General features: G+C 61.9%; 21 protein-coding genes. 19 read left to right on the top strand and 2 right to left on the bottom strand.

What is annotated here, in order from left to right:
• The first annotated feature begins 220 nt into the window (after window positions 1-220).
• The 6 genes from NKI73_RS24730 to tolA all read left to right on the top strand — a co-directional run bounded on the left by NKI73_RS24730 (window position 221) and on the right by tolA (window position 3,218).
• On the top strand, window positions 221-397 hold the full coding sequence (locus NKI73_RS24730) for a Flp family type IVb pilin (RefSeq protein WP_352633422.1): 177 nt from the start codon (window positions 221-223) through the stop codon (window positions 395-397).
• Between the two features lie 137 nt (window positions 398-534).
• Window positions 535-867 carry a hypothetical protein gene (locus NKI73_RS24725; RefSeq protein WP_352633420.1) on the top strand — a complete coding sequence of 111 codons (333 nt, stop codon included), beginning with the start codon at window positions 535-537 and terminating at the stop codon, window positions 865-867.
• 222 nt (window positions 868-1,089) lie between these two features.
• Entirely contained in the window at window positions 1,090-1,671 is a 582-nt protein-coding gene (locus NKI73_RS24720; RefSeq protein ID WP_352633418.1) for a VOC family protein, read from the top strand.
• Between the two features lie 22 nt (window positions 1,672-1,693).
• Window positions 1,694-2,551, top strand: a complete 858-nt coding sequence (locus NKI73_RS24715) for a glutathione S-transferase family protein (protein ID WP_352633416.1) — start codon at window positions 1,694-1,696, stop codon at window positions 2,549-2,551.
• A gap of 110 nt (window positions 2,552-2,661) precedes the next feature.
• Window positions 2,662-2,835 carry a hypothetical protein gene (locus NKI73_RS24710; protein ID WP_352633414.1) on the top strand — a complete coding sequence of 58 codons (174 nt, stop codon included), beginning with the start codon at window positions 2,662-2,664 and terminating at the stop codon, window positions 2,833-2,835.
• 14 nt (window positions 2,836-2,849) lie between these two features.
• Window positions 2,850-3,218 (top strand): cell envelope integrity protein TolA, encoded by a 369-nt coding sequence (gene tolA / locus NKI73_RS24705; RefSeq protein ID WP_352633412.1) that lies wholly within the window; start codon window positions 2,850-2,852, stop codon window positions 3,216-3,218.
• A gap of 40 nt (window positions 3,219-3,258) precedes the next feature.
• On the opposite strand, the gene NKI73_RS24700 is transcribed toward tolA, so the two are convergent.
• Window positions 3,259-3,474 (bottom strand): hypothetical protein, encoded by a 216-nt coding sequence (locus NKI73_RS24700; RefSeq protein ID WP_352633410.1) that lies wholly within the window; start codon window positions 3,472-3,474, stop codon window positions 3,259-3,261.
• A gap of 315 nt (window positions 3,475-3,789) precedes the next feature.
• Between NKI73_RS24700 and NKI73_RS24695 the strand changes: the two genes are divergently transcribed.
• The 13 genes from NKI73_RS24695 (at window position 3,790) to NKI73_RS24635 (ending at window position 21,197) form a co-directional block, all read left to right on the top strand.
• Complete coding sequence (locus NKI73_RS24695) at window positions 3,790-4,704, top strand: DUF2865 domain-containing protein (RefSeq protein WP_352633408.1); 915 nt, start codon at window positions 3,790-3,792, stop codon at window positions 4,702-4,704.
• A 123-nt stretch (window positions 4,705-4,827) separates the two neighbouring features.
• The gene (locus NKI73_RS24690; protein WP_352633406.1) at window positions 4,828-5,064 is read left to right on the top strand and encodes a hypothetical protein; all 237 of its coding nucleotides are present in this window, start codon (window positions 4,828-4,830) and stop codon (window positions 5,062-5,064) included.
• Between the two features lie 63 nt (window positions 5,065-5,127).
• A complete protein-coding gene (locus NKI73_RS24685; RefSeq protein WP_352633404.1) occupies window positions 5,128-5,310 on the top strand; it encodes a hypothetical protein in 183 nt (60 codons plus the stop codon).
• Between the two features lie 330 nt (window positions 5,311-5,640).
• Entirely contained in the window at window positions 5,641-10,209 is a 4,569-nt protein-coding gene (locus NKI73_RS24680) for a PAS domain-containing protein (protein ID WP_352633402.1), read from the top strand.
• A 568-nt stretch (window positions 10,210-10,777) separates the two neighbouring features.
• On the top strand, window positions 10,778-11,833 hold the full coding sequence (pstS, locus tag NKI73_RS24675) for a phosphate ABC transporter substrate-binding protein PstS (protein ID WP_352633400.1): 1,056 nt from the start codon (window positions 10,778-10,780) through the stop codon (window positions 11,831-11,833).
• A 64-nt stretch (window positions 11,834-11,897) separates the two neighbouring features.
• Complete coding sequence (gene pstC / locus NKI73_RS24670) at window positions 11,898-12,881, top strand: phosphate ABC transporter permease subunit PstC (protein ID WP_352633398.1); 984 nt, start codon at window positions 11,898-11,900, stop codon at window positions 12,879-12,881.
• A 3-nt stretch (window positions 12,882-12,884) separates the two neighbouring features.
• Window positions 12,885-13,736, top strand: a complete 852-nt coding sequence (gene pstA, locus NKI73_RS24665) for a phosphate ABC transporter permease PstA (RefSeq protein ID WP_352633396.1) — start codon at window positions 12,885-12,887, stop codon at window positions 13,734-13,736.
• Window positions 13,733-14,536, top strand: a complete 804-nt coding sequence (gene pstB, locus NKI73_RS24660; protein ID WP_126070813.1) for a phosphate ABC transporter ATP-binding protein PstB — start codon at window positions 13,733-13,735, stop codon at window positions 14,534-14,536. Before pstA ends, pstB begins: the two co-directional genes overlap by 4 nt.
• 25 nt (window positions 14,537-14,561) lie before the next feature.
• Window positions 14,562-15,269: a phosphate signaling complex protein PhoU gene (phoU, locus tag NKI73_RS24655; protein ID WP_352633393.1), complete on the top strand. Its 708-nt coding sequence runs from the start codon at window positions 14,562-14,564 to the stop codon at window positions 15,267-15,269.
• 19 nt (window positions 15,270-15,288) lie between these two features.
• On the top strand, window positions 15,289-15,978 hold the full coding sequence (gene phoB, locus NKI73_RS24650; RefSeq protein WP_140509737.1) for a phosphate regulon transcriptional regulator PhoB: 690 nt from the start codon (window positions 15,289-15,291) through the stop codon (window positions 15,976-15,978).
• Between the two features lie 669 nt (window positions 15,979-16,647).
• Complete coding sequence (gene eglC, locus NKI73_RS24645; protein ID WP_352633391.1) at window positions 16,648-18,072, top strand: endo-1,3-1,4-beta-glycanase EglC; 1,425 nt, start codon at window positions 16,648-16,650, stop codon at window positions 18,070-18,072.
• Between the two features lie 44 nt (window positions 18,073-18,116).
• A complete protein-coding gene (locus NKI73_RS24640; protein WP_352633388.1) occupies window positions 18,117-19,874 on the top strand; it encodes a type I secretion system permease/ATPase in 1,758 nt (585 codons plus the stop codon).
• 3 nt (window positions 19,875-19,877) lie between these two features.
• Window positions 19,878-21,197, top strand: coding sequence for an HlyD family type I secretion periplasmic adaptor subunit (locus NKI73_RS24635; protein ID WP_352633386.1), 1,320 nt, complete (start codon window positions 19,878-19,880; stop codon window positions 21,195-21,197).
• 33 nt (window positions 21,198-21,230) lie between these two features.
• Here the strand turns inward: NKI73_RS24635 and NKI73_RS24630 are convergent, their stop codons facing one another.
• Entirely contained in the window at window positions 21,231-22,475 is a 1,245-nt protein-coding gene (locus NKI73_RS24630) for an ROK family protein (protein ID WP_352633384.1), read from the bottom strand.
• Between the last annotated feature and the right edge of the window lie 253 nt (window positions 22,476-22,728).

The raw sequence follows: 22,728 nt of genomic DNA, 5'->3' as shown, positions 1-22,728 counted from the left end.
GCCGTGGCACGCTGATCAGCCCGGCCCCATGCCGGAGAGCGCGGCGACCAAGCCGTCAGCTACACCACGCAGCGGGACACGATCATGGCACCCCGCGACTCCAGCCTTCATTTCATTTTTCCGGCAAATATTAACGGACCCGCAACCGAGAACCTTAACTGCTCCGCAACCCGCGCGGCAGCATATTAGTGCTGTCTTTAATAAGCCCAGGAGGTTGAAAATGCAGAAAATAGTCTACCGTTTCGCACGGGACGAGTCTGGCGCGACGGCGATCGAGTATGGCTTGATCGCGGCTCTTATCGCGCTGGCGATCATCACCGGCGCCGGCGCGGTTGGCAATTCGCTCAACGGCATATTCACGACCGTCGGCACTACGGTCAACAGCAGCGGGTCGTAAGTCATCTATCCGGTCGGCCCACCGGCCGGATACGTTTGCAGCTCGGGAATAGGGGTTCGATTCTCCTTGGGCGTACCAAGATATCTTCGTCACATATGATGCTTGCGCCGCACGGTACGTTACAGCAAGTTGTCCGCATGAAACAACTGGCCTTGGTCCTTGTCGTCTCCGTGTCCCTGTTCGCCCAGTGTGGTCCGTCCTTCTCCAAGGATAGGAGGATCACAGGCACCATTCGAGGTTTCGAATGCGGCGACAATTGCTACCTGACCATTGTCGACGGCAAGAGGGCCGAGCAAGTCGGCCTGTGTGCCGCTCCCGAGTGCGAAAGCTGGAACGAGAAAACCGTGATGCCGTCCCGCTACAAGGGACAACGTGTGACGGTTACGGTCGGGCAAGGCCAGCAGGTCGATGACAGCGGGAACGTCATGGGAGAGATGATGGCTTTCAAGAAGATCAAATTTCTCAACTAGCGTGCCGAGATTGGGTAGCGTGCTGGGGATTGGGCGCAATTCGCTTTCGACCCTAGACCACGGATCTCTCAGAGCTACTCCATCAATCGTCCGAACCTGGCCACGTTCGTCGCTTCTGGCGCAGCGGGGCCGATTGCATTAGCATTGCGTCATGAATCCTGAGGCACGGTTCCAGCGGCGCATAGAAATGCCGGGTGCCGGATAGATCGGGGGAGAAGGCCAATGCAGAAGCTGCAATCGCAGGGCGTTCACCACATCACCCTGGTCGGGGCCGGGCGCCAGACCTCGATCGATTTCTGGGAAGGCATGCTCGGCATGCCGTTCATCTTCGAGCAGCCGAACCTCGACAAAGCGAGCGAAAGCCACCTCTATTTCGATCCGGGCGACGGAAGACTGATCACTATCTTCACCGATGAGAGCCGCACGCCGGAAAAACGGCGCACGCCGACCGATCCGGGTTGCGTCCACCACATCGCTTTTTCGGTGTCGCGCGTCACCTTTCTGCAGGCCGTCGCACGGCTCGACGAGCGCGCCATCAAGCACAGCGGCGTCAAGGATCGCGGCTTTATGGATTCGATCTATTTCGAGGATCCGCTCGGCCTGCTGATCGAACTGGCCTCCTACCGCTTCGAACCGCCGGCGGGCTTCACCCATGCCGACGTGTTGATGGAAGCGCACAGGCTGCGTGTCGCGCGCGGCGACTACAACATCGCGGAAGTGCATCTCGCCGATGCGATCCAGTCGCTCGTCGAGCGTTCCCGCGCAACCTTGTCGGACGACCGGGCGCCGAAGAACCCATACTGAACAGACCAGAGGGAGGAACAAGATGGCCAAGACAGCGACGAAGAGTGCCAGGAAACCGGCAGCCAAAGCAGCCGTCAAGCCGGCGGCGAAAGCTGCGGCAAAGCCCACGGCCAAGGCAGCCGCCAAGCCCGCCACGAAGGCGACGGCAAAAGCCGCGCCTGGGGCCAAGGCGAAGCCGGCGAAGAGGCCTGGCGTAAAGCTCAGCATGCTGAAGCCCAGCGTCAACAACATGACTGTTCGGGTGTTCGCGCGGGCGGCCGGGCTGGATGCCGCCGAGACCGATGCCTGGGGCCACACCCGCTCGCCGGAATTCATGGCGCGCAACCCCGCCCATTTGACGCCGATGATCGAGGACAAGGGCCTTCCCAGAGGCGTGTTGTGGGAAAGCTGCGCCATCATGCAATACCTCTCCAACAAGCACGGGCTGGAGAAATTCTATCCGAAGGCGCCGGCCAAGCGGGCGATGATCGACAGCGCCATGTTCTACCTGGTCGGTACGCTCTACCCTTATGTGGCGCGCGCCACCTATCCGTTCCTCGGCTTTCCGCAATATGCCGGCGAGGTCGGCCACAGCGACGCCCACCCGGACAAGAAGTCCGAAGCCCAGAAGGCGGCGATGGCCGCGATCGCCGAGCCGCTGGAGGTCTTCCACAGCTTCTTCAGGGATGGCAAGCCGTTCATCGGCGGCAAGAACGCGTCCATCGCCGATATCCGCCTGGCGGCGACGCTCGAATTCCTGGCCGTCATCGACTATCCTCTGCCCAAATGGGCGAAGGACTATGTAGCGGCGGTCGAGAAGAAGCTTGGCAAGGCCTATAGCGAGCCGGCCGGCGACGTGCGCGGCTACATCGCCCATGTGAAGTCGCAGGCCAAGGCCTGAGGTTAGGGATTCGTTAACCAAAGCCCTGTCTACTGCCGGTAATTCGCTTTCGGCCCGCGACCACGGATGTACTGGCGCAGAACGTCGTGGCGATAGGAAAGGTCGGCGCAATGCCGGCCTTTTTTGCTTTTTGCGCGCTATCGCCGAGTGTGAAAGCACCGGTCTGGCGCGCCAGCCTCTGTGTCGCTTTTTTGGCGTCAACTTTTGCCGGAGATATTGTCATCGCCTGCTTTGGCCCTACCATCCATTTTGGCAGTCCGGCACGGATTGCCGATCAGGCATGAGATGAGGGCTGGCGATGAAAAGCGTTGCGAGGAGTGTTGCGGTTGCGGGCGTGATGCTGGCGAGCGCCATTCATCCTTCACAGGCGGCTGAACTCAACACCATGAACGATGTCGGGGCCGCCATCCAGACGTGCTGGACGCCACCGGCGGACGCCGGAACCGCCAGCGTGACCCTGAGCTTCAGCTTCAAGCGGGACGGCACGCTGATCGGCCCACCGAGGCCGACGGCCATCAAGGTGGATGGCGATGCCAAGGCGAAAAGATCGTTTGTCGACGCCGCAACAACGGCCTTGCAGAATTGTCTGCCGCTGACCTTTTCGCCGAAGCTGGCGCAAGGAATCGCTGGCAACGTGTTCACGTTGCAATTCGCCTCTCCCAAGTAAGCCCGCAAGCAGCGCACGCAGCGGTGCTGCATGCCGGGGCTCAGTGGTGACTGCGCCTTGCCTCGGCATGCCGGGCAAGGTCAGGCGTCTCGAAGACGTAGTCGTTCCAGGCCGACTCCGGAACCTGGCCGGCCAGATAGCATTCCAGTAGCAGGCTTTGCTCGGGGTTGAGAGGCCTTGGCGCGCGCCCGTGATCCAGCCCTAGCGAGCAAAACAGGTTTCTTGTCAGGTCCGAGACCGTGAAGTGGATCGACATCTGCGTTCTCCTTTGACCATCCAACGCCCAAGACCGGGCAACGGTTTCAAAGGCGCCTGGCGGTAACGGCGGATTGATCACGGGTTCGTCGCGCGGCCGGACCCTCGACGATCGTCGCCGCATTGTTTTGGGGTTCGTCTCAATCTTGAAATAAAAATGTAATATCGAATTTACAGGAGACGACCTAATACACTAGGTAAAGGTCTATTCAGGTGGAAAAGCTTGAAAGAATTAGACTTTACTCATTTAGCTAAAGCTTGCCGAAGTCAAGTACTGTAATTCCAGGTTCTCAGCGACAAGGACCAAGTTGTCCCGATGACCCGTTTCTCGCCTCTCATGATGATCGCGCTGATATCGGTGTCGGCGGTTTTGCTCGGCACGCTTTCGTCGCATGCGGACAGCTGCGGCGCGATCAGAAGCCAGTTGCTTTCGGCCGGCCGCGGCGGCGGGGCAAGCCCGGAGCTTGCCCAGTTGCGCCGGCAGCTTGCCGCCATCCAGAATATCGAGAGACAGCGCCAGTGCATCGCGAAAAGTTCGCTCGGTGGCCTCTTCAACGCCTGCGCCGACCTCGCCAGGAGCCGCACGGACGTGCAGCGCCGGATCGCTGCCGCGGCGAATTCGGGCCAGGACACATCGGGCCTGCAGGCGCGCTTCGTCGCGCTTGGCTGCGCACCTCTGGCAAAGCAACGGCCAGCGCGCGCCGCACCCAGCACCCAATCGGCCGGGGCCACGCTCGGCGGCAATGCGATGCTGTTTTGCGTGCGCCTGTCGGATGGCTATTTCTTCCCGGCGCCAAAGTCGCAATTCGCCGCCAGCGGCGATCTGAAGGAGACGGCCGACCAGTGCCGTTACATCTGCGATGATCCCGGCGTCGACCTCTACACGTTGAGCGACGCCAACCTCGAAACCGACCAGATGGCCGCGCTCGATACGCGCAAGCCCTACACCGAGTTGCCGGCGGCCTTCAGATACCGCGATGACGCGAATTTCAAGGCATGCGACGTCAAGCGCTATTACCAGCGGGTCACCGAACTGCGAGCCAGGACGGTGACGCCCGCCAACATGAGCAACGCCGTCATTCCGCTGCCGATGGCAAAACCGGATCTTGGCACCGTTGCGGCCGTTCCCACGACCGATGCCGAAGCTCCGGGCGCCGCCCAGCAGCAGTCGATCGAGGCCAGCACGCGATCGGTGCGCGTGGTCGGCCCGGCCTTCTTCCCCGCCGACTGACCGCCAGCCTTTCCGACTTGGCGGATGGCCGGGTTGCAGCGAGCCCTGTTACGATCCGGCTGAACACGGAGGAACAGAGAGGCGCTCACGGCGTTGTGATCGACATCAGCCAGGAGAAACGCCATGGCCACGTTCAGGGAAATGCGGGTGCTGGAGATCGTCGAAGACGGCTCCCTGACCACCGAACAGAAAATCGCTGAACTGCGCGAGATCGAATCCGAGGCGCGCGGGCTGCAGCGGGCAGCCTCGGAGAGTCCGATGGACGACGATGACGGCTGGCAGGACGATTTGCGTCAGGTTCGTCTCGCACTCGACAAGCTCGGTGCGAAACAGCCGAAAAAGGGCGCAGCCTCGCTGTGAAGGCAAGCTGCGCTATTTGCTGATCGTGCTTGCGCGATCTAGTCGCAGACCATGCGAGCCCTCTTGCCGGGTTCGCTAACGTTCCTGCATACCAGCGGCTTCGTCGGCGAGGAAAGGGAGGCTGACGCGGGCAGCTTCGTCTGGTGCCGTCTGGGCGCGGCATGCGTCATGACCCTGCGCTCGGAAAATCGCCTCGGCTGTGGCGCCACCGGAAAGGCGCTGTTCTCGACCTGGGATGGCCCGTAGTCGACATTCGGAGGCGGCCGGTCCCAAAAACGCCGGGCATCGAGCGGCCTCGGGATGACGACGGTGCCGTCATAACTGCGCGAGCAGCCGCTGCCGAAAAGCAGCGCCAGCCCCATGAAAAAAGGCACAATCCGTCCGAACATCCGCAAATACCCCTTGGAGCTAATATAGCGGCTTTGGTCCCGCCGACAACCGGCGGAATAACGCAGGCCGTGTCGGCCGATTTATCCAACCGGCCGTTAAGGTTAGCGGATCGTTAATGCTTCTCGGGCACATTCCGCCGGCGAACCGAGAGGAGGGTTCGGCCTTGGTTTTCGGGGTGGGGACGGCATGGCGGAAGCGGACGATACAATTGGCGCGCGCGGCAAGCGCGGGCCTCGCAAATCGACGGCGCATGGCGACGATGCATCATCGTCCGCCACAGGTATGGATTCGACCGATGCGCTTCGCCAACTTGTCGAAGCCGGTTCGGACTGGGTCTGGGAGACCGACGCCGAATTGCGATTCTCCTGGCTTTCGCAAAACTACCAGGCAGCCACCGGCATCGATCCGGCAAACGTGCTTGGCCGGTTCCGCTTCGACTTCCTCAACCAGGTCCTGAACGGCGACCGCAGCGGTGCCGCGCATCTGGAGGATCTGCAGGCGCACCGGCCGTTTCGCGACTTCGTTTATGAACTGAAAGGTGGCAGCGCCGACTGCCGCTGGGTTTTGACGTCAGGCTTTCCAAGGTTCGACGGCGAGGGACGGTTTGCCGGCTATCGCGGTATCGGCCGCAACGTCACCGCATTGGCAGGCGCCTTCCAGACCCCGGGGCAGGAACCGTCGGCGGGCGGCGAGAGCGACCAGCATCTGGTCGATCTCGAGCGGACGATGGACGCCATGCACATGGGCGTCGTGCTTCTCGATGCCAGGCTCGACACGCTGATCATCAACAAGGCCTATCGCGACCTTTCCAGGATTCCGGACGGCACTGTCACCGTCGGCGCTCCGTTCAGCCTGTTGATGGAACTCAACCGCCGCAACGGCATCTATGGCGACATCGACGAAGGGCAATGGCAGCGTTACCTCGCCACCCGCATCGAGGAGATTCGCGCCGGTTCCGTCGCGCCACGCGAGTTTCTCCACGCCAACGGCAGGACGATGATGTTCTCGGTGACAGCGCTGTCCGGAGGCAAGCGGCTGTTGACCTATTATGACGTCACCGAAATCAAGAATCGCGATGCCGAGATCGAGAGCGCCAACGCCAAAATCGCCGAGACCTTCGCCAATCTCCACACCATGGTCGATCAGATGCCGATCGGCGTCCTCGTCCTTGATGCCGATATGCGCGCCGAAGTCGTCAACCGTGCCTTCTACGATTTCTGGCAGATCGACGCTCGCCGCGCCGGGATCGGCTGCGGCTTCCGCGATCTGATGGACGCCAGCCGCGACATCGACCCGTTTGGTTCCGACGACGCGACATGGCGGCGGCATATCGCCGAGCGCGAGGCGGAAATCAGGGCCGGCACCGCCGGATCGCGGCAGTTCCCGCGCAATGACGGCCGCACGCTGATATCGTCGATGGCGCCGCTGGCCGGCGGCAAGCGTCTGATCTCCTATGTCGACGTCACCGACATGAAGGACCGCGAGGCCGAACTTGCCGACGCGCTGGAGAAAGCGCGACTGGCGGAAGCGGTGATCAACGCCGTCAAGGATCCGATCTTCGTCAAGGACGACCATCTGCGCTTCGTCTTCGTCAACGAGGCGTTCGCCGCCTTGTTTGGCCAGACGCCGCAAGCCATGCTCGGCAAACCCGGCGGCGATTTCCTCTCGCCGAACGCTGTCGCGCTTTTCGAGCAGAGCGAACGGGACGTGCTTGCCAGCGGGCGCCCGTACGAAGTGGAAGAAAATTTCGAGGCCGATGGCGCCAGCCGTTCGCGCATCGTCAGAAAGAGCCGCGTCGGCATGGCCAGCGGCCGCAACTACGTTGCCGGTTTCCTGTTCGACATTTCCGACATGAAGCGCCGCGAGACCGAGGCCGAAGATGCGCGTCAGCATCTCGCCAGCGTGCTGGAATCCTTGCCGGCCGCCGTGATCATCTATGATCGCGACGACAGGTTCGTTTTCGCCAACCGCAAGATCCAGGATACGCTGCCGGCCCTGAAGCCGGCATGGCAGCCCGGCCGCACATTGCGCGAGGCGCTCGTCCTCGGCCATGCGAACGGCTATTTCCGCAGCAGCGGCGACCCGCAAGTCGACAAGCTCTACGACGACCATCCCGACCGCTGGCTGGATGCGATCCTCGCCCGCTACCGCTTGCCCAGTTCCTCGTTCGAACGCCCCAATCCCGACGGCCGCTGGTATCAGGTCTACGACATGCGGACCGGCGATGGCACCTTCATCGGCGTGCGGGTCGACATCTCCGAGATCAAGAGCCGCGAGGCGGCGTTGCGCGACTCGATGCGCCAGATCGATCTGTTCCGGCACGTGTTGGACGAGCTGCCGGTCGCCGCCTTCATCAAGGCGCAGGACCTGAGCATCGAGTTCGTCAACAAGGCCTGGTGCGCGATCACCGGTTTCGCCAAGGAGGAGGTCATCGGCCGCACCGACCGCCAGCTGTTCGGAGTGCAGGACGCCGATGGCTACAGCCATGACGACACGCAAGTCGCCGTGACTGGCGCCTTCAAGGAGGTCGAGGAACCCGTCACCCATCGCGACGGCACGATTCGGCAATTGATGACGCGCAAGAGCCGCCTGGTGGCGCTGGACGGATCGGTGCATCTGGTCGGTTCCAGCACCGACATCACCGAGGTCAAGGCACGCGAGCGCGCGTTGGAAGAGAGCATGCGCGAGAACGAGGTGTTCCGCAGCCTGATCGACAACGTGCCGGTGTCGATCTACGCCAAGCGCTCCGACCTCAGGCAGTTCTACGTCAACAAGGGCTGGAGCGATCTCACCGGCTTCGGCAGGGATGAGGCGATCGGCAAGACCGACATCGAGATCTTCGGGCCGGACGGCGAAGCCTTCGTCAATGGCGACCTCGCCGTGCTGCGCACCGGCGAAACCCAGGAGGTCGAGGAGACGGTGACGCTGGCCGACGGCAGCGTCAGGCATCAATTCGCCCGCAAGGGCGCGATGATCGCGTCCGACGGTTCGCTCTACCTGATCGGCTCGACCACCGACATCACCGAGCTGAAGATGCGCGAGGCCGAACTGCGCGAGGCGCGCCAGCGCGCCATACTCGCCGACCGCGCCAAGTCGGAATTCCTCGCCAATATGAGCCACGAGATCCGAACGCCGATGAACGGCGTGCTCGGCATGGCCGAACTCTTGGCCAAATCGGACCTCGACCCCAAGCAGAAGACGTTTACCGACATCATCGTCAAATCGGGCAACGCGCTGCTCACCATCATCAACGACATCCTGGACTTCTCCAAGATCGACGCCGGTCAGCTGGTGCTCGATCCGGCGCCCTTCAATCTCGCCGAAGCGATCGAGGATGTGGCGACGCTGGTGTCGACACGCGCCAAGGAGAAAGATCTCGAACTCATCGTGCGCGTCGAACCTCGTCTCGAGAGCCTGTTCGTCGGCGATGTCGGCCGCATCAGGCAGATCGTCACCAACCTGCTCGGCAACGCGGTGAAATTCACCGATGAAGGCCATGTGCTGGTCGACGTCACCGGCGAGAGGGTTCCGACCGGAACGAAACTCACGATCTCGGTCACCGACACCGGCATAGGTATCCCCGAGGAAAAACTGAAACTCGTGTTCGAGAAGTTCAGCCAGGTCGACACCTCGTCGACGCGGCGGCACGAGGGAACCGGCCTCGGCCTCGCCATCACCTCGCGGCTCGTCGAGCTGATGGGTGGCGACATCGGTGTCGAGAGCGCCGAAGGCAAGGGCTCGACCTTCTGGTTCACGGTAACGCTGCCGAGGGCCGGGGAGCAAAACGGGCAGCGCATCATGCCGATCGACGTGACCGGCGCGCGTGTACTGATCGTCGACGACAATACCGTCAACAGGGCCATCCTGACCGAGCAGATGACATCGTGGACGTTCGATTCCTGCGCGGCAGAGAGCGGCGCCGAGGGCCTCAAGGTGCTGGTCGCCGCCGCCGCTTATGGCGTGCCGGTCGATTGCGTCGTGCTCGACTACCAGATGCCTGAGATGAGCGGCGCCGAAATGGCGCGGATCGTGCGCAACACCGCAGGCCTTGCCGGCACGCCGATCATCATGCTGACCTCGGTCGACCAGTCGCTCGCCAACACCAGCTATCGCGATCTCGGCATCGATGCCCAGCTGATCAAGCCGGCGCGCTCATCGGTGCTGCTGGAAACGCTGGTCGCCACCATCCAGCGGCATCGCCACACCACGACCGGCAGCGACGTCCCGCCGCTCGCCGGCACCGTCCCTCCAGGCAATGTGGCGCGGCCACAGCCGTCGGCGCCGGCGGAGCAGCGGGCGCTGCTGCAGCCGCCTTCGGTACGCCCCCGGCTACCCGCGACGGGTGGTGGCGAGTTCAGGCTGGATATCCTGGTTGCCGAGGACAATGAGGTGAACCAGATGGTGTTCACCCAGATTCTCGGCGAGACCGGTTATGGTTTCGAGATCGTCGGCAATGGCCGCAAGGCGCTCGATGCTTTCGGCCGGCTCAATCCGTGCATGATCCTGATGGATGTCTCGATGCCGGAGATGAACGGGTTGGAGGCGACCGCCGCGATTCGCCGGCTGGAGGAAGAGACCGGCACGCATGTGCCGATCGTCGGCGTCACCGCGCATGCGCTGAAGGGCGATCGCGAACGCTGCCTGGAGGCCGGCATGGACGACTATCTGCCCAAGCCGATCAGCCCCAGGGCCCTGCTCGAGAAAGTCGAGCGCTGGGTCGGCGCCAGCCGCCAGGCTCAGCGCAACGCCGGCTAAAGGCCGGCGTCGCACACCCCCAAACCGCGTTGCGCATGTTGTGCTCCCAAAGCCGGAGCCCTTCTGGGCGATATGCATTTGCCCATTCGGCGAAGATTCGCGGCTACCGCCAACGCCAAGACTATGGCGCGATCGCGCCATATCAAAGGCGGCACGCAGCCGAGAGAATGACCACATTCGAATTCCGCTCTTTCCAGTTACGGGCGGGAGCAGCGACCGCCGGCATGAGACAGCGTCAACCTACCCCAACGGACCTGTTTTCGGCGATGGCCCGGCCACGACACCGTGGCCGAGAGCAACGCGCTCCCGTCCGGCTTTTCTTTATAAAATCCTGTTGAAACCCAAATCGCCGGCCACCTACGGCCTAAATGTAGCAAGTCCCTGATTCCGGGGGCAAAGCCGCGTTCCATCGGGAGCGCCGGCCAGGCGGCATTTTGCTCGTCCCGGACACGCGTTACCGGGGTGACATCAAACTGTCATGCGACTGTAATAATCGAAGGCTATTGGCCTCAGCGGGCGCCGAGAGGAATGGCGCCGAGAGACCATCTTCCGAACAGGAGCAGGCCACATGAGACATTTCATCCGCTCAGCGGCCGTTGCGATTGCAATGGCTACGGCGTCCACTTTCACCCTTTCCGCGGCAATGGCAGCTGATCTTTCCGGCGCCGGCTCGACCTTCATCTATCCAGTGTTCGCCAAGTGGGCCGACACCTACAAGAAAGACACCGGCGTCGGCCTCAACTACCAGTCGATCGGTTCGGGCGGCGGCATCAAGCAGGTCATCGCCAAGACCGTGACCTTCGGCGCCACCGACAAGCCGATGTCCGATGCCGACCTGGAAAAGAACGGCCTCATCCAGTTCCCGATGGTGATGGGCGGCATCGTGCCGATCGTCAACCTCACCGGCGTCAAGCCGGGCGAACTGGTTCTTGACGGCGCGACCTTGGCCCAGATCTACCTCGGCGCCATCACTACCTGGGATGATGCGGCGATCAAGGCCTTGAACCCGACCCTCACCCTGCCGTCCACCGCGATCGCCGTCGTGCATCGCTCGGACGGCTCGGGCACGACCTTCAACTTCACCGACTACCTGGTCAAGCTGTCGCCCGACTGGAAGGACAAGGTCGGTTCGGACACGGCGGTCGAATGGCCGACCGGCGTCGGTGCCAAGGGCAGCGAAGGCGTTGCCAACACCGTCAAGCAGACCGACGGCGGCATCGGCTATGTCGAGTATGCCTATGCCAAGCAGAACAGCCTGTCCTACTCCAAGCTGGTGAATGCCGCAGGCAAGGTCGTCGAGCCGTCGCTCGAATCCTTCGGCGCCGCTGCTTCGAATGCCGATTTCAAGGGCGCGAAGAACTTCAACGTCATCATCACCAATGAGCCCGGCGACACCACCTGGCCGATCGCTGCCTCGACCTGGGTGCTGATCCACAAGGTTCCCGACGATGCTGCAGCCACCGGCGAAGCGCTGAAGTTCTTTGCCTGGGCCTACAAGGACGGCAAGGAAACCGCCAAGGCGCTCGACTATGTGTCGATCCCCGACAGCGTCGTCGACCTGATCAAGACCTCCTGGAAGGCCGATATCCAGGCCGACGGCAAGCCCGTCTACGCCGGCGAGTAACTTCCTTTGAAGGAGCGCCGCGCCGCGGCGCTCCTTTTCCTCAACTCAAAGAGCCGAGCTTCACATGAGCGCTGTCCAGGAAGCCTTGCCAGCCATTCGAGGTTCGCGCGACGCGATTGTCAGACGATTCGCGCTGACTGACGCGATCTTCCACGGAATGACCCGGGCTGCCGCCATATTGGTGCTGGTCCTGCTTGGCGGCGTTGCGATCTCGCTTTTTGCCGGTTCCTGGCAAGCCCTGTCGACCTTCGGCTTCTCCTTCCTGACCAGCGAAAGCTGGAACCCGGTGACAGAGAAGTTCGGCGCGCTGGCGCCGATCTACGGCACCATCATCACCTCCGCCATCGCCATCCTGATTGCCGTGCCGCTCGGCATCGGCATCGCCATCTTTCTGACCGAACTTTGCCCACGCCCGCTGCGGCGGCCGATCGGCATGGCGGTGGAGCTGCTCGCCGGCATCCCCTCGATCATCTACGGCATCTGGGGCCTGTTCGTGCTGGCGCCGTTCCTGCAGACGACGGTGCAGCCCTTTATCATCGGCGTTTTCCACGGCATTCCCGGCCTCAGCAGCCTGTTTGCCGGTCCGCCCTACGGCATTGGCCTGCTGACCTCGTCGCTGATCCTTGCCATCATGGTGCTGCCCTTCATCACCTCGATCACCAAGGACGTCTTCGACACGGTGCCGCCGGTGCTGAAGGAATCGGCCTACGGCATCGGCTGCACAACCTGGGAAGTGACCCGCCGCGTGGTCATTCCCTACACCAGGATCGGCATCATGGGCGGCGTCATGCTCGGCCTTGGCCGCGCGCTCGGCGAAACCATGGCGGTGACCTTCGTCATCGGCAACGCGCACCGCATCTCGACCTCGCTGTTCGCGCCGGCAACGACGATCTCCGCGACCATCGCCAATGAGTTCACCGAAGCTGTCGGCGACCTCTACACGTCTTCGCTGGTGGCGCTCGGCCTGATCCTGTTCGTCATCACCTTCCTGATCCTTGCCATCGCCCGCTACATGCTGATGCGCATCGATGCCCGCACCGGAGCCTGACCGATGTCGACAGCCACATCGCTTCACCAGAGCCGCAAGAGGAAGAATGCCGTCATGATGACGCTGTGCGTCACCGCGGCGGGCATCGGACTTGCCTGGCTGGCGCTCATCCTTGGCGCGCTGGTTTACAAGGGCGCCGCCGGCCTGTCCCTTGACGTCTTCACGCAGATGACGCCGCCGCCCGGCGACGCTGGCGGCCTGCTCAACGCCATCTATGGCAGCGTGGTGATGACGATCATCGCCGTCATCGTAGGTACGCCGATCGGCGTGCTGGCCGGCACCTACATGGCCGAATATGGTCGCTTTTCCAAGCTGACCACCGTGGTGCGCTTCATCAACGACATCCTGTTGTCGGCGCCGTCGATCATCATCGGCCTGTTCGTCTACGAACTGATGGTGCGGCCGATGGGGCATTTCTCGGCAATCGCCGGTGCTGTCGCGCTCGCCATCCTCGTCATTCCGGTCGTCGTGCGTACCACCGAAGACATGCTCAACCTGGTACCGAACGCCTTGCGCGAAGCCGGCACCGCGATCGGCGCGCCGCGCTGGGTGGTCATCAAGTCGGTCGCCTACCGCGCCGCGCTTTCCGGTATCGTCACCGGTATATTGCTGTCGATAGCCCGTATCTCCGGCGAGACGGCGCCACTGCTCTTCACGGCGCTCAACAACCAGTTCTGGTCGAGCAATCTCAACGCGCCGATGGCCAGCCTGCCTGTCACCATCTTCCAGTTCGCTCTCAGCCCTTACGAGGAATGGCAGCAACTGGCCTGGACCGGCGCACTCATCATCACATTGACGGTTCTCGCGCTCAGCATCGTTGCTCGCAGCCTGACCGGACGCAGAGAGGACAAATGAGCCAGATGTTGTCTCCAGACATGACGATCGCCGCCGAGGCCACCGCCAAGGCCAAGATCGAGGTCAAGAACCTCAACTTCTACTACGGCCAGTCGAAGGCGCTGAAGGACATCACGCTGTCCTTGCCGGAGCGCAGCGTCACCGCTTTCATCGGGCCTTCGGGCTGCGGGAAGTCGACGCTGCTGCGCGTCTTCAACCGCATCTACGAGCTCTATCCCAAGCAGACCGCCGAAGGTCAGGTGCTGCTCGACGGCCAGAACGTTCTCGACCGCTCGCAGGATCTCAACCTTTTGCGGACCAAGATCGGCATGGTGTTCCAGAAACCGACACCATTTCCGATGTCGATCTATGAAAACATCGCTTTCGGCGTCAGGCTCTATGAGAAGCTCAGCAAGTCCGAGATGGACGGTCGCGTCGAGCAGGCGCTGAAGCGGGCAGCACTCTGGACCGAGGTCAAGGACAAGCTCAACGCCAGCGGCCTCAGCCTCTCCGGCGGCCAGCAGCAGCGGCTCTGCATCGCCCGTACCGTGGCGGTGAAGCCGGAAGTCATCCTGCTCGACGAGCCGGCCTCGGCGCTCGATCCGCTGTCGACCGCCAAGATCGAGGAGCTGATCGACGAGTTGCAAGCCGACTACACGATCGTCATCGTCACCCACAACATGCAGCAGGCGGCGCGCGTGTCGAAGCAGACGGCCTTCATGTATCTGGGCGAGCTGGTCGAGTTCGACCGCACCGAGAAGATCTTCACGTCGCCCCGCGAGAAGCGCACGCAGGATTATATCACCGGCCGATTCGGCTGAGTTCAGGCATACGAGGGACAGGATCATGAGCGAACACACAGTCGCTTCTTTCGACGAGGATCTCGGTCAGATCAGCAGGCTCATCAGCGACATGGGCGATCTCGCCAGCTCGATGGTCGGCGGTGCGACCAAGGCGCTTTTGAATTCCGACAACGCGCTGGCACAGCGTGTCGTCTCCGACGACGCCATCATGGATGCGCGTCAGCGCGAGCTCGACGATCGCGCCATCACGTTGATCGCCAAGCGGCAGCCGATGGCCGACGATCTGCGCCATGTCGTCGGTTCGATCCGCATGGCCGGCGATCTCGAACGCATCGGCGACCTTGCCAAAAACATCGCCAAGCGCGTCGGCACTGTCGGCCTCAGCGTTACGCCGCGCGACCTTTCGCACTCGATCGATGGAATGGCGCAACTGGTGTTGATCCAGGTGCAGGGCGTCATCGAGGAATATGCTGCCCGCGACGCCGAGGCGTTGGCAAAACTACGCGCCGACGACGAGCGCATCGATGTCAAGTACACGTCGGTGTTCCGCGAACTGCTGACCTACATGATGGAAGATCCCCGCAACATCACGGCGTGCACGCATCTGTTGTTCTGCGCCAAGAACCTCGAGCGCATCGGCGACCACGTGACCAACATCGCCGAAAATGCCTATTATGTTTTGACCGGTACGCAGCTGCCCGCCAATCGTCCGAAGCAGGACGAGACGGCAATGTCCGCGCCGGCGGCATGATGACAGGGGTGACCAGCCGATGATCGCGCCACGCATCATGGTGGTGGAGGACGAGGAGCCGCTAGGCGTGCTGCTCCGCTATAATCTGGAGTCCGAAGGTTACCAGGTCGAGGTGGTGACGCGCGGCGACGAGGCCGAGATCCGGCTGCAGGAGAACGTTCCCGACCTTCTGGTGCTCGACTGGATGGTGCCGGCGGTTTCCGGCATCGAACTCTGCCGGCGCCTGCGAATGCGTTCCGAGACCGAGCGGCTGCCGATCATCATGCTGACCGCGCGCGGCGAGGAGAGCGACCGCGTGCGCGGCCTCTCGACCGGCGCCGACGATTATCTGGTCAAGCCGTTCTCGACACCGGAGTTCATGGCCAGGGTCAAGGCGCTGTTGCGCCGCGCCAAGCCGGAAGTGCTGTCCAGCGTGCTCAAGGTCGGCGACATCGTGCTCGATCGTGAATCGCACCGGGTCTATCGCAAGAAGAGCGAGATTCGGCTCGGACCGACCGAATTCCGCCTGCTCGAATTCATGATGCGCCATCCCGGCCGCGTGTTCTCGCGCAGCCAGCTGCTCGACAATGTCTGGGGCGAGACGATCTACATCGACGAGCGCACGGTCGACGTGCATGTCGGCCGACTGCGCAAGGCGGTCAACAATGGCCGCATGCCCGATGTCATCCGGACCATTCGTGGGGCAGGCTACGCGATTAGGGAAGACTAAAGCGCGTCGCGGTTGAACGGATTCAGGCGACGCGCTTTAGGTGTTTGTTTTTTATGCATGTCGTTTTCCCAAAACCGAGGTCGCTTTTGGGCGACATGCATTAGGTGCCTGTTCCGTCCCGATAGATCGTGACCAGGAAAACTCGATTAGCAGGCGGTCGCCAACGGCCGCGAAGGCTGGAATGTTGCATTCGTCTCATCGATGGGGAGCGAGCACGTGACGCCAGGAGCGGTCATCCCCATCAGTTTTCGAATGACCGCATTTGGGCTAAAGCGACAGGCAGCTTCTGGCGTTCTCCGATCTCCCAAACTCTCTATGTGCCCCGGCTGGCGGCAGGAAGCACGGCCAGCGACACGCATTAGTCGGTCACATCGCCATCTTGCCCGCAGACTCCGACCAACAAGCCGCGCACTCAAGAATTAATTTGAGTTAATTTATATATAGGATGTGTATTTTGCATAAATACACAATTTTATTAAATTTACTTCAACCTACAGCAGGTTCTCTGCTCTTTATTCATTGTGTGTACTCCGAATATTCAATACGATCTCGGATCGAATGACGATTCCGTGGAACGATCTCGTTCTTTGCAACGTTGCTTTGAAAGCGGTCGCCGGACTTTGCGCCGAATGATTTGACCAGGTCGGACACCATGAGGAAGGATTTCTGATGAGCACGGTCTTAAACGCCAAAGGCATCCCCCTTCCCTACACCGGCGCTTCCACTCATTGGTTCTCGGCCACCGGGTCCGGGCCAGAACTGCATGGCACCTCCGGCAACGACTCCTTCTGGGGAGACACCGGCGTCAATGTCACGATCTACGGTGGCGCCGGCGACGACTACTATCACCTCTATTCCACCAACAATAAGGTGGTTGAAGATCCCGGGGCAGGGATCGACACGATCGACACATGGATGAGCTACAAGCTCCCCGACAATTTCGAGAACCTCGTCGTTACCGGCGCCAATCGATATGCGTTCGGAAATGCGTTGGACAACATCATCAAGGGCGGATCGGGTCATCAGACGCTGGATGGCGGCAAGGGAAATGATGTCCTGATCGGTGGTGACGGCGCCGATACTTTCGCCATCTCCAAAGGAAATGGAAGTGATCTTATCTTCGATTTCGGTGCGACCGATGCGGTCCGCCTTAACGGGTATGACTTCACTTCGTTCGATGCCGTCCGTTCACAGATGGTCCAGGTGGAATCGAACGTGATGCTGAACCTCGGATCCGACGAGATCCTGGTGTTCAAGAATACGACCATCGACAAGTTGCAGCCCACCCAGTTCGAACTTCCGATCGACAAGTCCGGCATGACTTTGTCCTTCTCCGACGATTTCAACACGCTGAGCCTTCGGGACGGGCAGGACGGCACCTGGAATTCCAATTTCTGGTGGGGAGCGCCGAACGGCAGCACGTTGAGCAGCAATGGCGAGTTGCAGTGGTATATCGACGCCAATTATGGCCCGACGAGTTCCGTCCACCCGTTCAGCGTTGAAAACGGCGTCCTCACCATCACCGCCGCGCAGGCGCCGGAGGACATCAAGCCTCTGATCAACAACTACGAATACACCTCGGGGATACTGACGACCCACGACACCTTCGCGCAAACCTACGGCTATTTCGAAATGCGGGCGGACCTGCCCGAAACGGCCGGAGCCTGGCCGGCCTTCTGGCTGCTTCCTGAAGACGGCTCGTGGCCGCCGGAGCTGGACGTTGTCGAAACGCGCGGCCAGGACCCGAACACGCTCTACATGACGGCGCATACCAATGAGACGGGAGCGCACACCAAGGTTTCGTCCACGGTGAACGTTGCGGACACCGACGGTTTCCACACCTATGGCTTGCTCTGGACGAAGGATGAGCTCGTCTGGACCTACGATGGTGTTAAGGTCGCTCAAGCGGCGACGCCCGCCGACATGCACGATCCCATGTATATGCTGGCCGATCTCGCGGTGGGCGGCATTGCTGGCCAGCCTCCTGACCATCTGGCTACGCCGGCGGAGATGAAGATCGACTACATCCGCGCCTATACGCTGGACGACCTGCAGCACCACCCCTTGGACATCGCCGGCGACCATTCGGTCTAAGCGACGCCCTCATGTTGGGGCCATGAGCCGTTAGGAGCGCGGGAATGATTGCACAGTCTGGTCTGCGGGCAGTCTTGAGGCGCGCCATCGCCGATGTCGGTGTTTTCTCGTTCCTCATCAACATCCTGCTATTGGTGATCCCCCTCTATCTCTTGCAGGTTTATGATCGCGTCCTGCCTTCCTCCAGCGTCGAGACGCTTCTTTACCTCTCTGCTATCGCGGTTCTCGCGCTCGCCTTTCTCGGCCTCCTCGATGCGGTCCGCTCCGTTTACACGCAGCGCGTTGCAGCCACTGTCGATAACAGACTGGGCGCGAGGACATTCGCCGTCTCGCTTGAGGCTAAGTACGCCGGCGGAGCAGCCCTGAATCCACTGCGAGACCTTGCCTCGGTATGCGCATTCATCAGGTCACGCGGCGCGGCGGTCTTGTTCGACCTGCCGTTTGCTCCGTTCTTCCTCGCCCTGTTGTACCTCATCCATCCTTTGCTGTTCTGGCTTACGCTGGCGGGATCTGCGCTGTTGCTTGCGCTGGTTGTGGCAAATCAGTTTGCCACCGGCAGGAATGACGCCTTGTCGGCGGAACGCTCGGCTGTTGCCAGCCTGTCGGAGCAAGCCTTTGCCCGGAATGCGGAGACGCTGCGTGCCATGGGCATGGTCCAAAACGCCGCGCGAGTGTGGGGAAGGCACGTGGCGGAGGCGCTAGTCCTGCATGACCGTTCGTCGATGGCCAACGCGATTTTCAGTGGAACGTCGCGAGCCGTACGCATGATACTTCAGCTGGCGATACTGGGTGTCGGAGCATGGCTCGTGCTGCAAGGGAAGATGACGGCCGGGATGATCTTCGCGTCTTCCCTGGTGTCGTCCCGCGCGCTGCAGCCGCTCGACCAGTTGATCGGGTCATGGAGGCAGATCGTCGACGCCAGACGATCGTGGAAGCGGTTGGACAAGGCGCTTTCCGCCCAGCCGGCACAAGCGCAAAAACTGACCTTGCCTGATCCGTCCGGCGAAATTGTCGTGCAGGGCCTGATCTTTGTCGCGCCGAACGCCCCGCCCGGCACCGAACCCATCATCAAGAGACTGAACTTCCACATCGGCGCAGGCGAAGCGGTGGCGATAATAGGCCCGAGCGGAGCCGGCAAGTCCACCCTGGCGAGATTGCTTGTCGGTGCGATCCAGGCGACCAGCGGCTGCGTCAGGATCAACGGCTCCGACCTCAGAAGCTGGGACGAGAAGCAGCTTGGCAGGCATATCGGATATCTCGCTCAGGAGGTGGAGCTCTTTCCCGGATCGATCGCGGAAAATGTCGCCCGCTTTGAACCCAATGCAAATGACGCCTCGATCGTCGAGGCAGCAAAGAATGCCCGGGCGCATGAGTTGATATTGGAGCAGCGAGACGGCTATCAGACCAGAATAGGTCCGTCGGACAGAACACTGTCGGGTGGCGAACGCCAAAGGATCGGACTGGCGCGCGCTTTTTACGGCAATCCGCGTGTTCTCGTTCTGGATGAGCCCAGTACCCATCTCGACGGCAGCGGCGAAGCCGCGCTCGAAGAACTGCTTGCCGCCGCGAAAGCGGCGGGCATTACGACAATCGCAGTAACGCACCGCCCTTCGATCGCCGCGGCCTGCGACCGCGTGATGCTTCTGCGCGCTGGAGTGATTGAAGCCTTCGGTCCAAGCGGCGACGTGTTGCGGCAGCCGATTGCCGGCAACGGCCTTCCTCCACAGCGCAGCATGGCGGTGACAGGGTCTTTTGCCACGACGGTCCGCAGCACCCCTCATAGCGTCCGCTTTGGATCGTAGAAGATGACAGCGCAGAGCCTCGCCTGGGAAGGCACAGCACGCACCGACATCCGGCGGGTGGCATTCGCCGGATACGCGGCAATAGCGATACTGGTGGGTTGCTTTGGCTATTGGGCGGTCAGTGCACCGTTGTCCGGCGCGGTTATCACGCAAGGCACCATCTCGGCGACAGGCGGGAACATCCTCATCCAGCATCCTGAGGGCGGCATCATCCAAGAGTTGCTGGTCCATGAAGGTGATCGCGTGCAGCAGGCCCAGGATCTGATCCTGCTGGATAGAACAGCCGCGCAAGCCGAACTCAACCGGCTGACGAGACAGTCGATCGCGTTGAAGGCCAGCGCGTCGCGGCTGGAGGCGGAACGCGACGGATTGGATCAGCTTGCCCCAATCACAGTGGCCGCGCCAGCACCGTTCCAGCACGATTTCGAGGCTCTGGTTCGAGAACAGCAGAAGGAATTCAACGCCAGGCTCGCCCGGTTTCGATCGGAACAATCGATCCTCGCGCAGCGAGTTGCCATGCATCGCCAGTCTGTTGTCGGGTTGCAGGCCCAGAAACAGGCCATTCAGCAACAGGCCGAAGTCGTGAAGAAAGAACTCGGCATCAAGACCGGCCTGTTGGACAAGGGCCTCACCAATCGCACTGAATATTCGCAGCTTTTGCGTAGCGAGGCCGATCTCGTCGGGCAGGGAGGGGCGCTGGAGGCAAATCTTGCATCGGCCAGCACCCAGATCGTCGAAGCCCAGGAGCAGATCGAGCGCCTGACCACGCAACGCGTGGAGGAAGCCCTGACGAAGCTCGACGAGGTGCGTTCTTCGCTGGCCGACATTGACGAACAGATGCGCGCATCCGAGGCAGTGCTGCGGCGGACGACGATCAAGGCACCGGCGGCGGGCATCGTGGTGTCGTCCACCTACAATTCCAAGGGCAGCGTGATTGCCCCCGGCGAGAAGATCATGGAGATCCTGCCTACGGCATCGGGCCTGATCGTCGATGCACGGCTGCCGCCGAAAGACATCGACCAGGTTCGTGTCGGCCAGCCGGCAAAATTGCGCTTGTCCGCGTTGAACATGCGGCTCACCCCTGAGATATCAGCCATCGTGACACAGGTTTCCGCGGACCGGCTCATCGACCAGGGTACGCATGAACCCTATTTCCGCGCCAAGCTGAAGATTGCCGCCAACCTGCCGCCCGACGTGAAAGTGGAGCAGCTTTACCCTGGAATGCCGGTCGAAGCGTTCATCAGCACTGGCGACCGGACTTTCTTCGAGTATCTCGCACGGCCGATGCTTGATTCCTTCGCTCGCGCTTTCACGGAGCGGTAGATGTTGCGGACCGCGCAATTTTGACCCTGGTCCTCACGCAACACTCTTTCCGGCGCTCCCTCGCGCCTGCGCGCCGGGCGCGAAAATTTCCTGGTCGACGAAGGTCAGCGCGCGCATGGCGCAGCCTTCGCGGATCAGCGGCAATTCGTTCGGCTCGGTGTCGAAGGAAATCGACTTCGAATGCTGGCCGCCGGCGGTCTGGGCAATCGCCTTGCGCAATGCCGGCTCGATCAGGTCGAAGGCGGCGGCGCTGGCGCCGACCATGGCGACGGGGGCCGGATCGATCAGGGCGAACAGGCTGCCGAGACCGTAGCCGAGCGCTTCGCCGGCCTTGCGATAGGCCTCGCGCTCAGGCCCATCCCGTTCGCGGGCCGCGGTCGCCAAGGCGCGCATGTCGGCGTCGCTGACATCGGCGACGGGTTCCGCGTCCTCACCCAATTGCCTTGCATTGCGCCAGATGGCGTAGTTGCCGGCATAGGCCTCGACGCAGCCGCGCCGTCCGCAACGGCAGAGCGCGCCGTTCGGCTGATGGATCATGTGGCCGAATTCGCCGCCCGAGGAATGGGTACCGGTGAACAGCTCGCCCTTCAGCACCAGGCCCATGCCGATGCCGTGCGACAAGAGAATGGCGATGAAATCGTCGCGGTAGCGATCGGGATCGCGCCAGCGCAGCGCTATCGCCATCATGTTGCAGTCGTTCTCCATGGTGGCGGGGATGGCGAACTCGTCTTCGAGTATGTCGGCGAAAGCGATGTCGGTGTGCGGCGTGATCGGCGACCACAGCATGGCGCGAGCACGGGTGTCGGTGATTCCCTGGATCGCCAACGCGATGCGGGCGATGCTGCGCACGTCAAGGTCGGGGTCTTCAAGGCGGCGCCGCACGATGGCGACGCATTCGCCGATCAGCGCGTCGCGCGACATGGTCAGTGTGTCCAGCCGCCGCTGTTCCTCGGCGACCACCTGGCCGGCATAGTCGATGACGGCGACGGAGAGAAAATTCAACGACAGCACCACGGTCATCACCGCCGCCGCTTCCGGATTGAGGCTGAGGCCGACCTGAGGCCGGCCGCGTTTGAGCGAGCCGGCCTCGCTTGGCTTGCTTTCGGTCAGGATGCCTTCACCGATCAGGTCGGAGGAGATCGCCGATATGGTCGAGTGGCTGAGCCCCGTGGTCGCGGCGATCTCGGTGCGTGACGGCTGTCCGGCGCGGCGTACGGCCGCGATCACCATCGCCCGGTTGCGGCGGCGCAGATCGTCGTGGCGGATTCCGACCGACATGCTTCTTCAAGTCCTCCCGGTCGCCGCGGTTCTCCGTGCCCTCGAACGCTGTCGGCAACGCAGCCAAATACTGGCAGAAGCCGTCCACTCTGTCATTTATTTATTCCGGGGCTCGAAAAAAATTCGCGAGCACATCAAAATCCATCAGAATCGATGTTGACAGTGTTCGGGTGTTGGACCAGTATTTTTTCGAGGCTCGAAAAAATAGGGCCTCTGTGCCGGCCTTCGGGTCAGTTTGGTCGCGCCATACGCG

It is taken from the genome of Mesorhizobium sp. M0496 (assembly GCF_040321205.1).
Classification (GTDB): domain Bacteria; phylum Pseudomonadota; class Alphaproteobacteria; order Rhizobiales; family Rhizobiaceae; genus Mesorhizobium.
The sequence above is the reverse complement of the archived record's forward strand: the minus strand, read 5'-3'. Positions and strand labels throughout refer to the sequence as shown.

Coding starts and splice junctions, on each gene's coding strand:
- pstS (WP_352633400.1), top strand. CDS start 10,778: ATGAGACATTTCATCCGCTCAGCGGCCGTTGCGATTGCAATGGCTACG.
- NKI73_RS24695 (WP_352633408.1), top strand. CDS start 3,790: ATGACCCGTTTCTCGCCTCTCATGATGATCGCGCTGATATCGGTGTCG.
- NKI73_RS24710 (WP_352633414.1), top strand. CDS start 2,662: ATGCCGGCCTTTTTTGCTTTTTGCGCGCTATCGCCGAGTGTGAAAGCA.
- NKI73_RS24630 (WP_352633384.1), bottom strand. CDS start 22,475: ATGTCGGTCGGAATCCGCCACGACGATCTGCGCCGCCGCAACCGGGCG.
- phoU (WP_352633393.1), top strand. CDS start 14,562: ATGAGCGAACACACAGTCGCTTCTTTCGACGAGGATCTCGGTCAGATC.
- NKI73_RS24730 (WP_352633422.1), top strand. CDS start 221: ATGCAGAAAATAGTCTACCGTTTCGCACGGGACGAGTCTGGCGCGACG.
- pstC (WP_352633398.1), top strand. CDS start 11,898: ATGAGCGCTGTCCAGGAAGCCTTGCCAGCCATTCGAGGTTCGCGCGAC.
- pstA (WP_352633396.1), top strand. CDS start 12,885: ATGTCGACAGCCACATCGCTTCACCAGAGCCGCAAGAGGAAGAATGCC.
- NKI73_RS24715 (WP_352633416.1), top strand. CDS start 1,694: ATGGCCAAGACAGCGACGAAGAGTGCCAGGAAACCGGCAGCCAAAGCA.
- eglC (WP_352633391.1), top strand. CDS start 16,648: ATGAGCACGGTCTTAAACGCCAAAGGCATCCCCCTTCCCTACACCGGC.
- NKI73_RS24725 (WP_352633420.1), top strand. CDS start 535: ATGAAACAACTGGCCTTGGTCCTTGTCGTCTCCGTGTCCCTGTTCGCC.
- NKI73_RS24680 (WP_352633402.1), top strand. CDS start 5,641: ATGGCGGAAGCGGACGATACAATTGGCGCGCGCGGCAAGCGCGGGCCT.
- NKI73_RS24635 (WP_352633386.1), top strand. CDS start 19,878: ATGACAGCGCAGAGCCTCGCCTGGGAAGGCACAGCACGCACCGACATC.
- NKI73_RS24640 (WP_352633388.1), top strand. CDS start 18,117: ATGATTGCACAGTCTGGTCTGCGGGCAGTCTTGAGGCGCGCCATCGCC.
- NKI73_RS24700 (WP_352633410.1), bottom strand. CDS start 3,474: ATGTCGATCCACTTCACGGTCTCGGACCTGACAAGAAACCTGTTTTGC.
- NKI73_RS24720 (WP_352633418.1), top strand. CDS start 1,090: ATGCAGAAGCTGCAATCGCAGGGCGTTCACCACATCACCCTGGTCGGG.
- tolA (WP_352633412.1), top strand. CDS start 2,850: ATGAAAAGCGTTGCGAGGAGTGTTGCGGTTGCGGGCGTGATGCTGGCG.
- phoB (WP_140509737.1), top strand. CDS start 15,289: ATGATCGCGCCACGCATCATGGTGGTGGAGGACGAGGAGCCGCTAGGC.
- NKI73_RS24690 (WP_352633406.1), top strand. CDS start 4,828: ATGGCCACGTTCAGGGAAATGCGGGTGCTGGAGATCGTCGAAGACGGC.
- pstB (WP_126070813.1), top strand. CDS start 13,733: ATGAGCCAGATGTTGTCTCCAGACATGACGATCGCCGCCGAGGCCACC.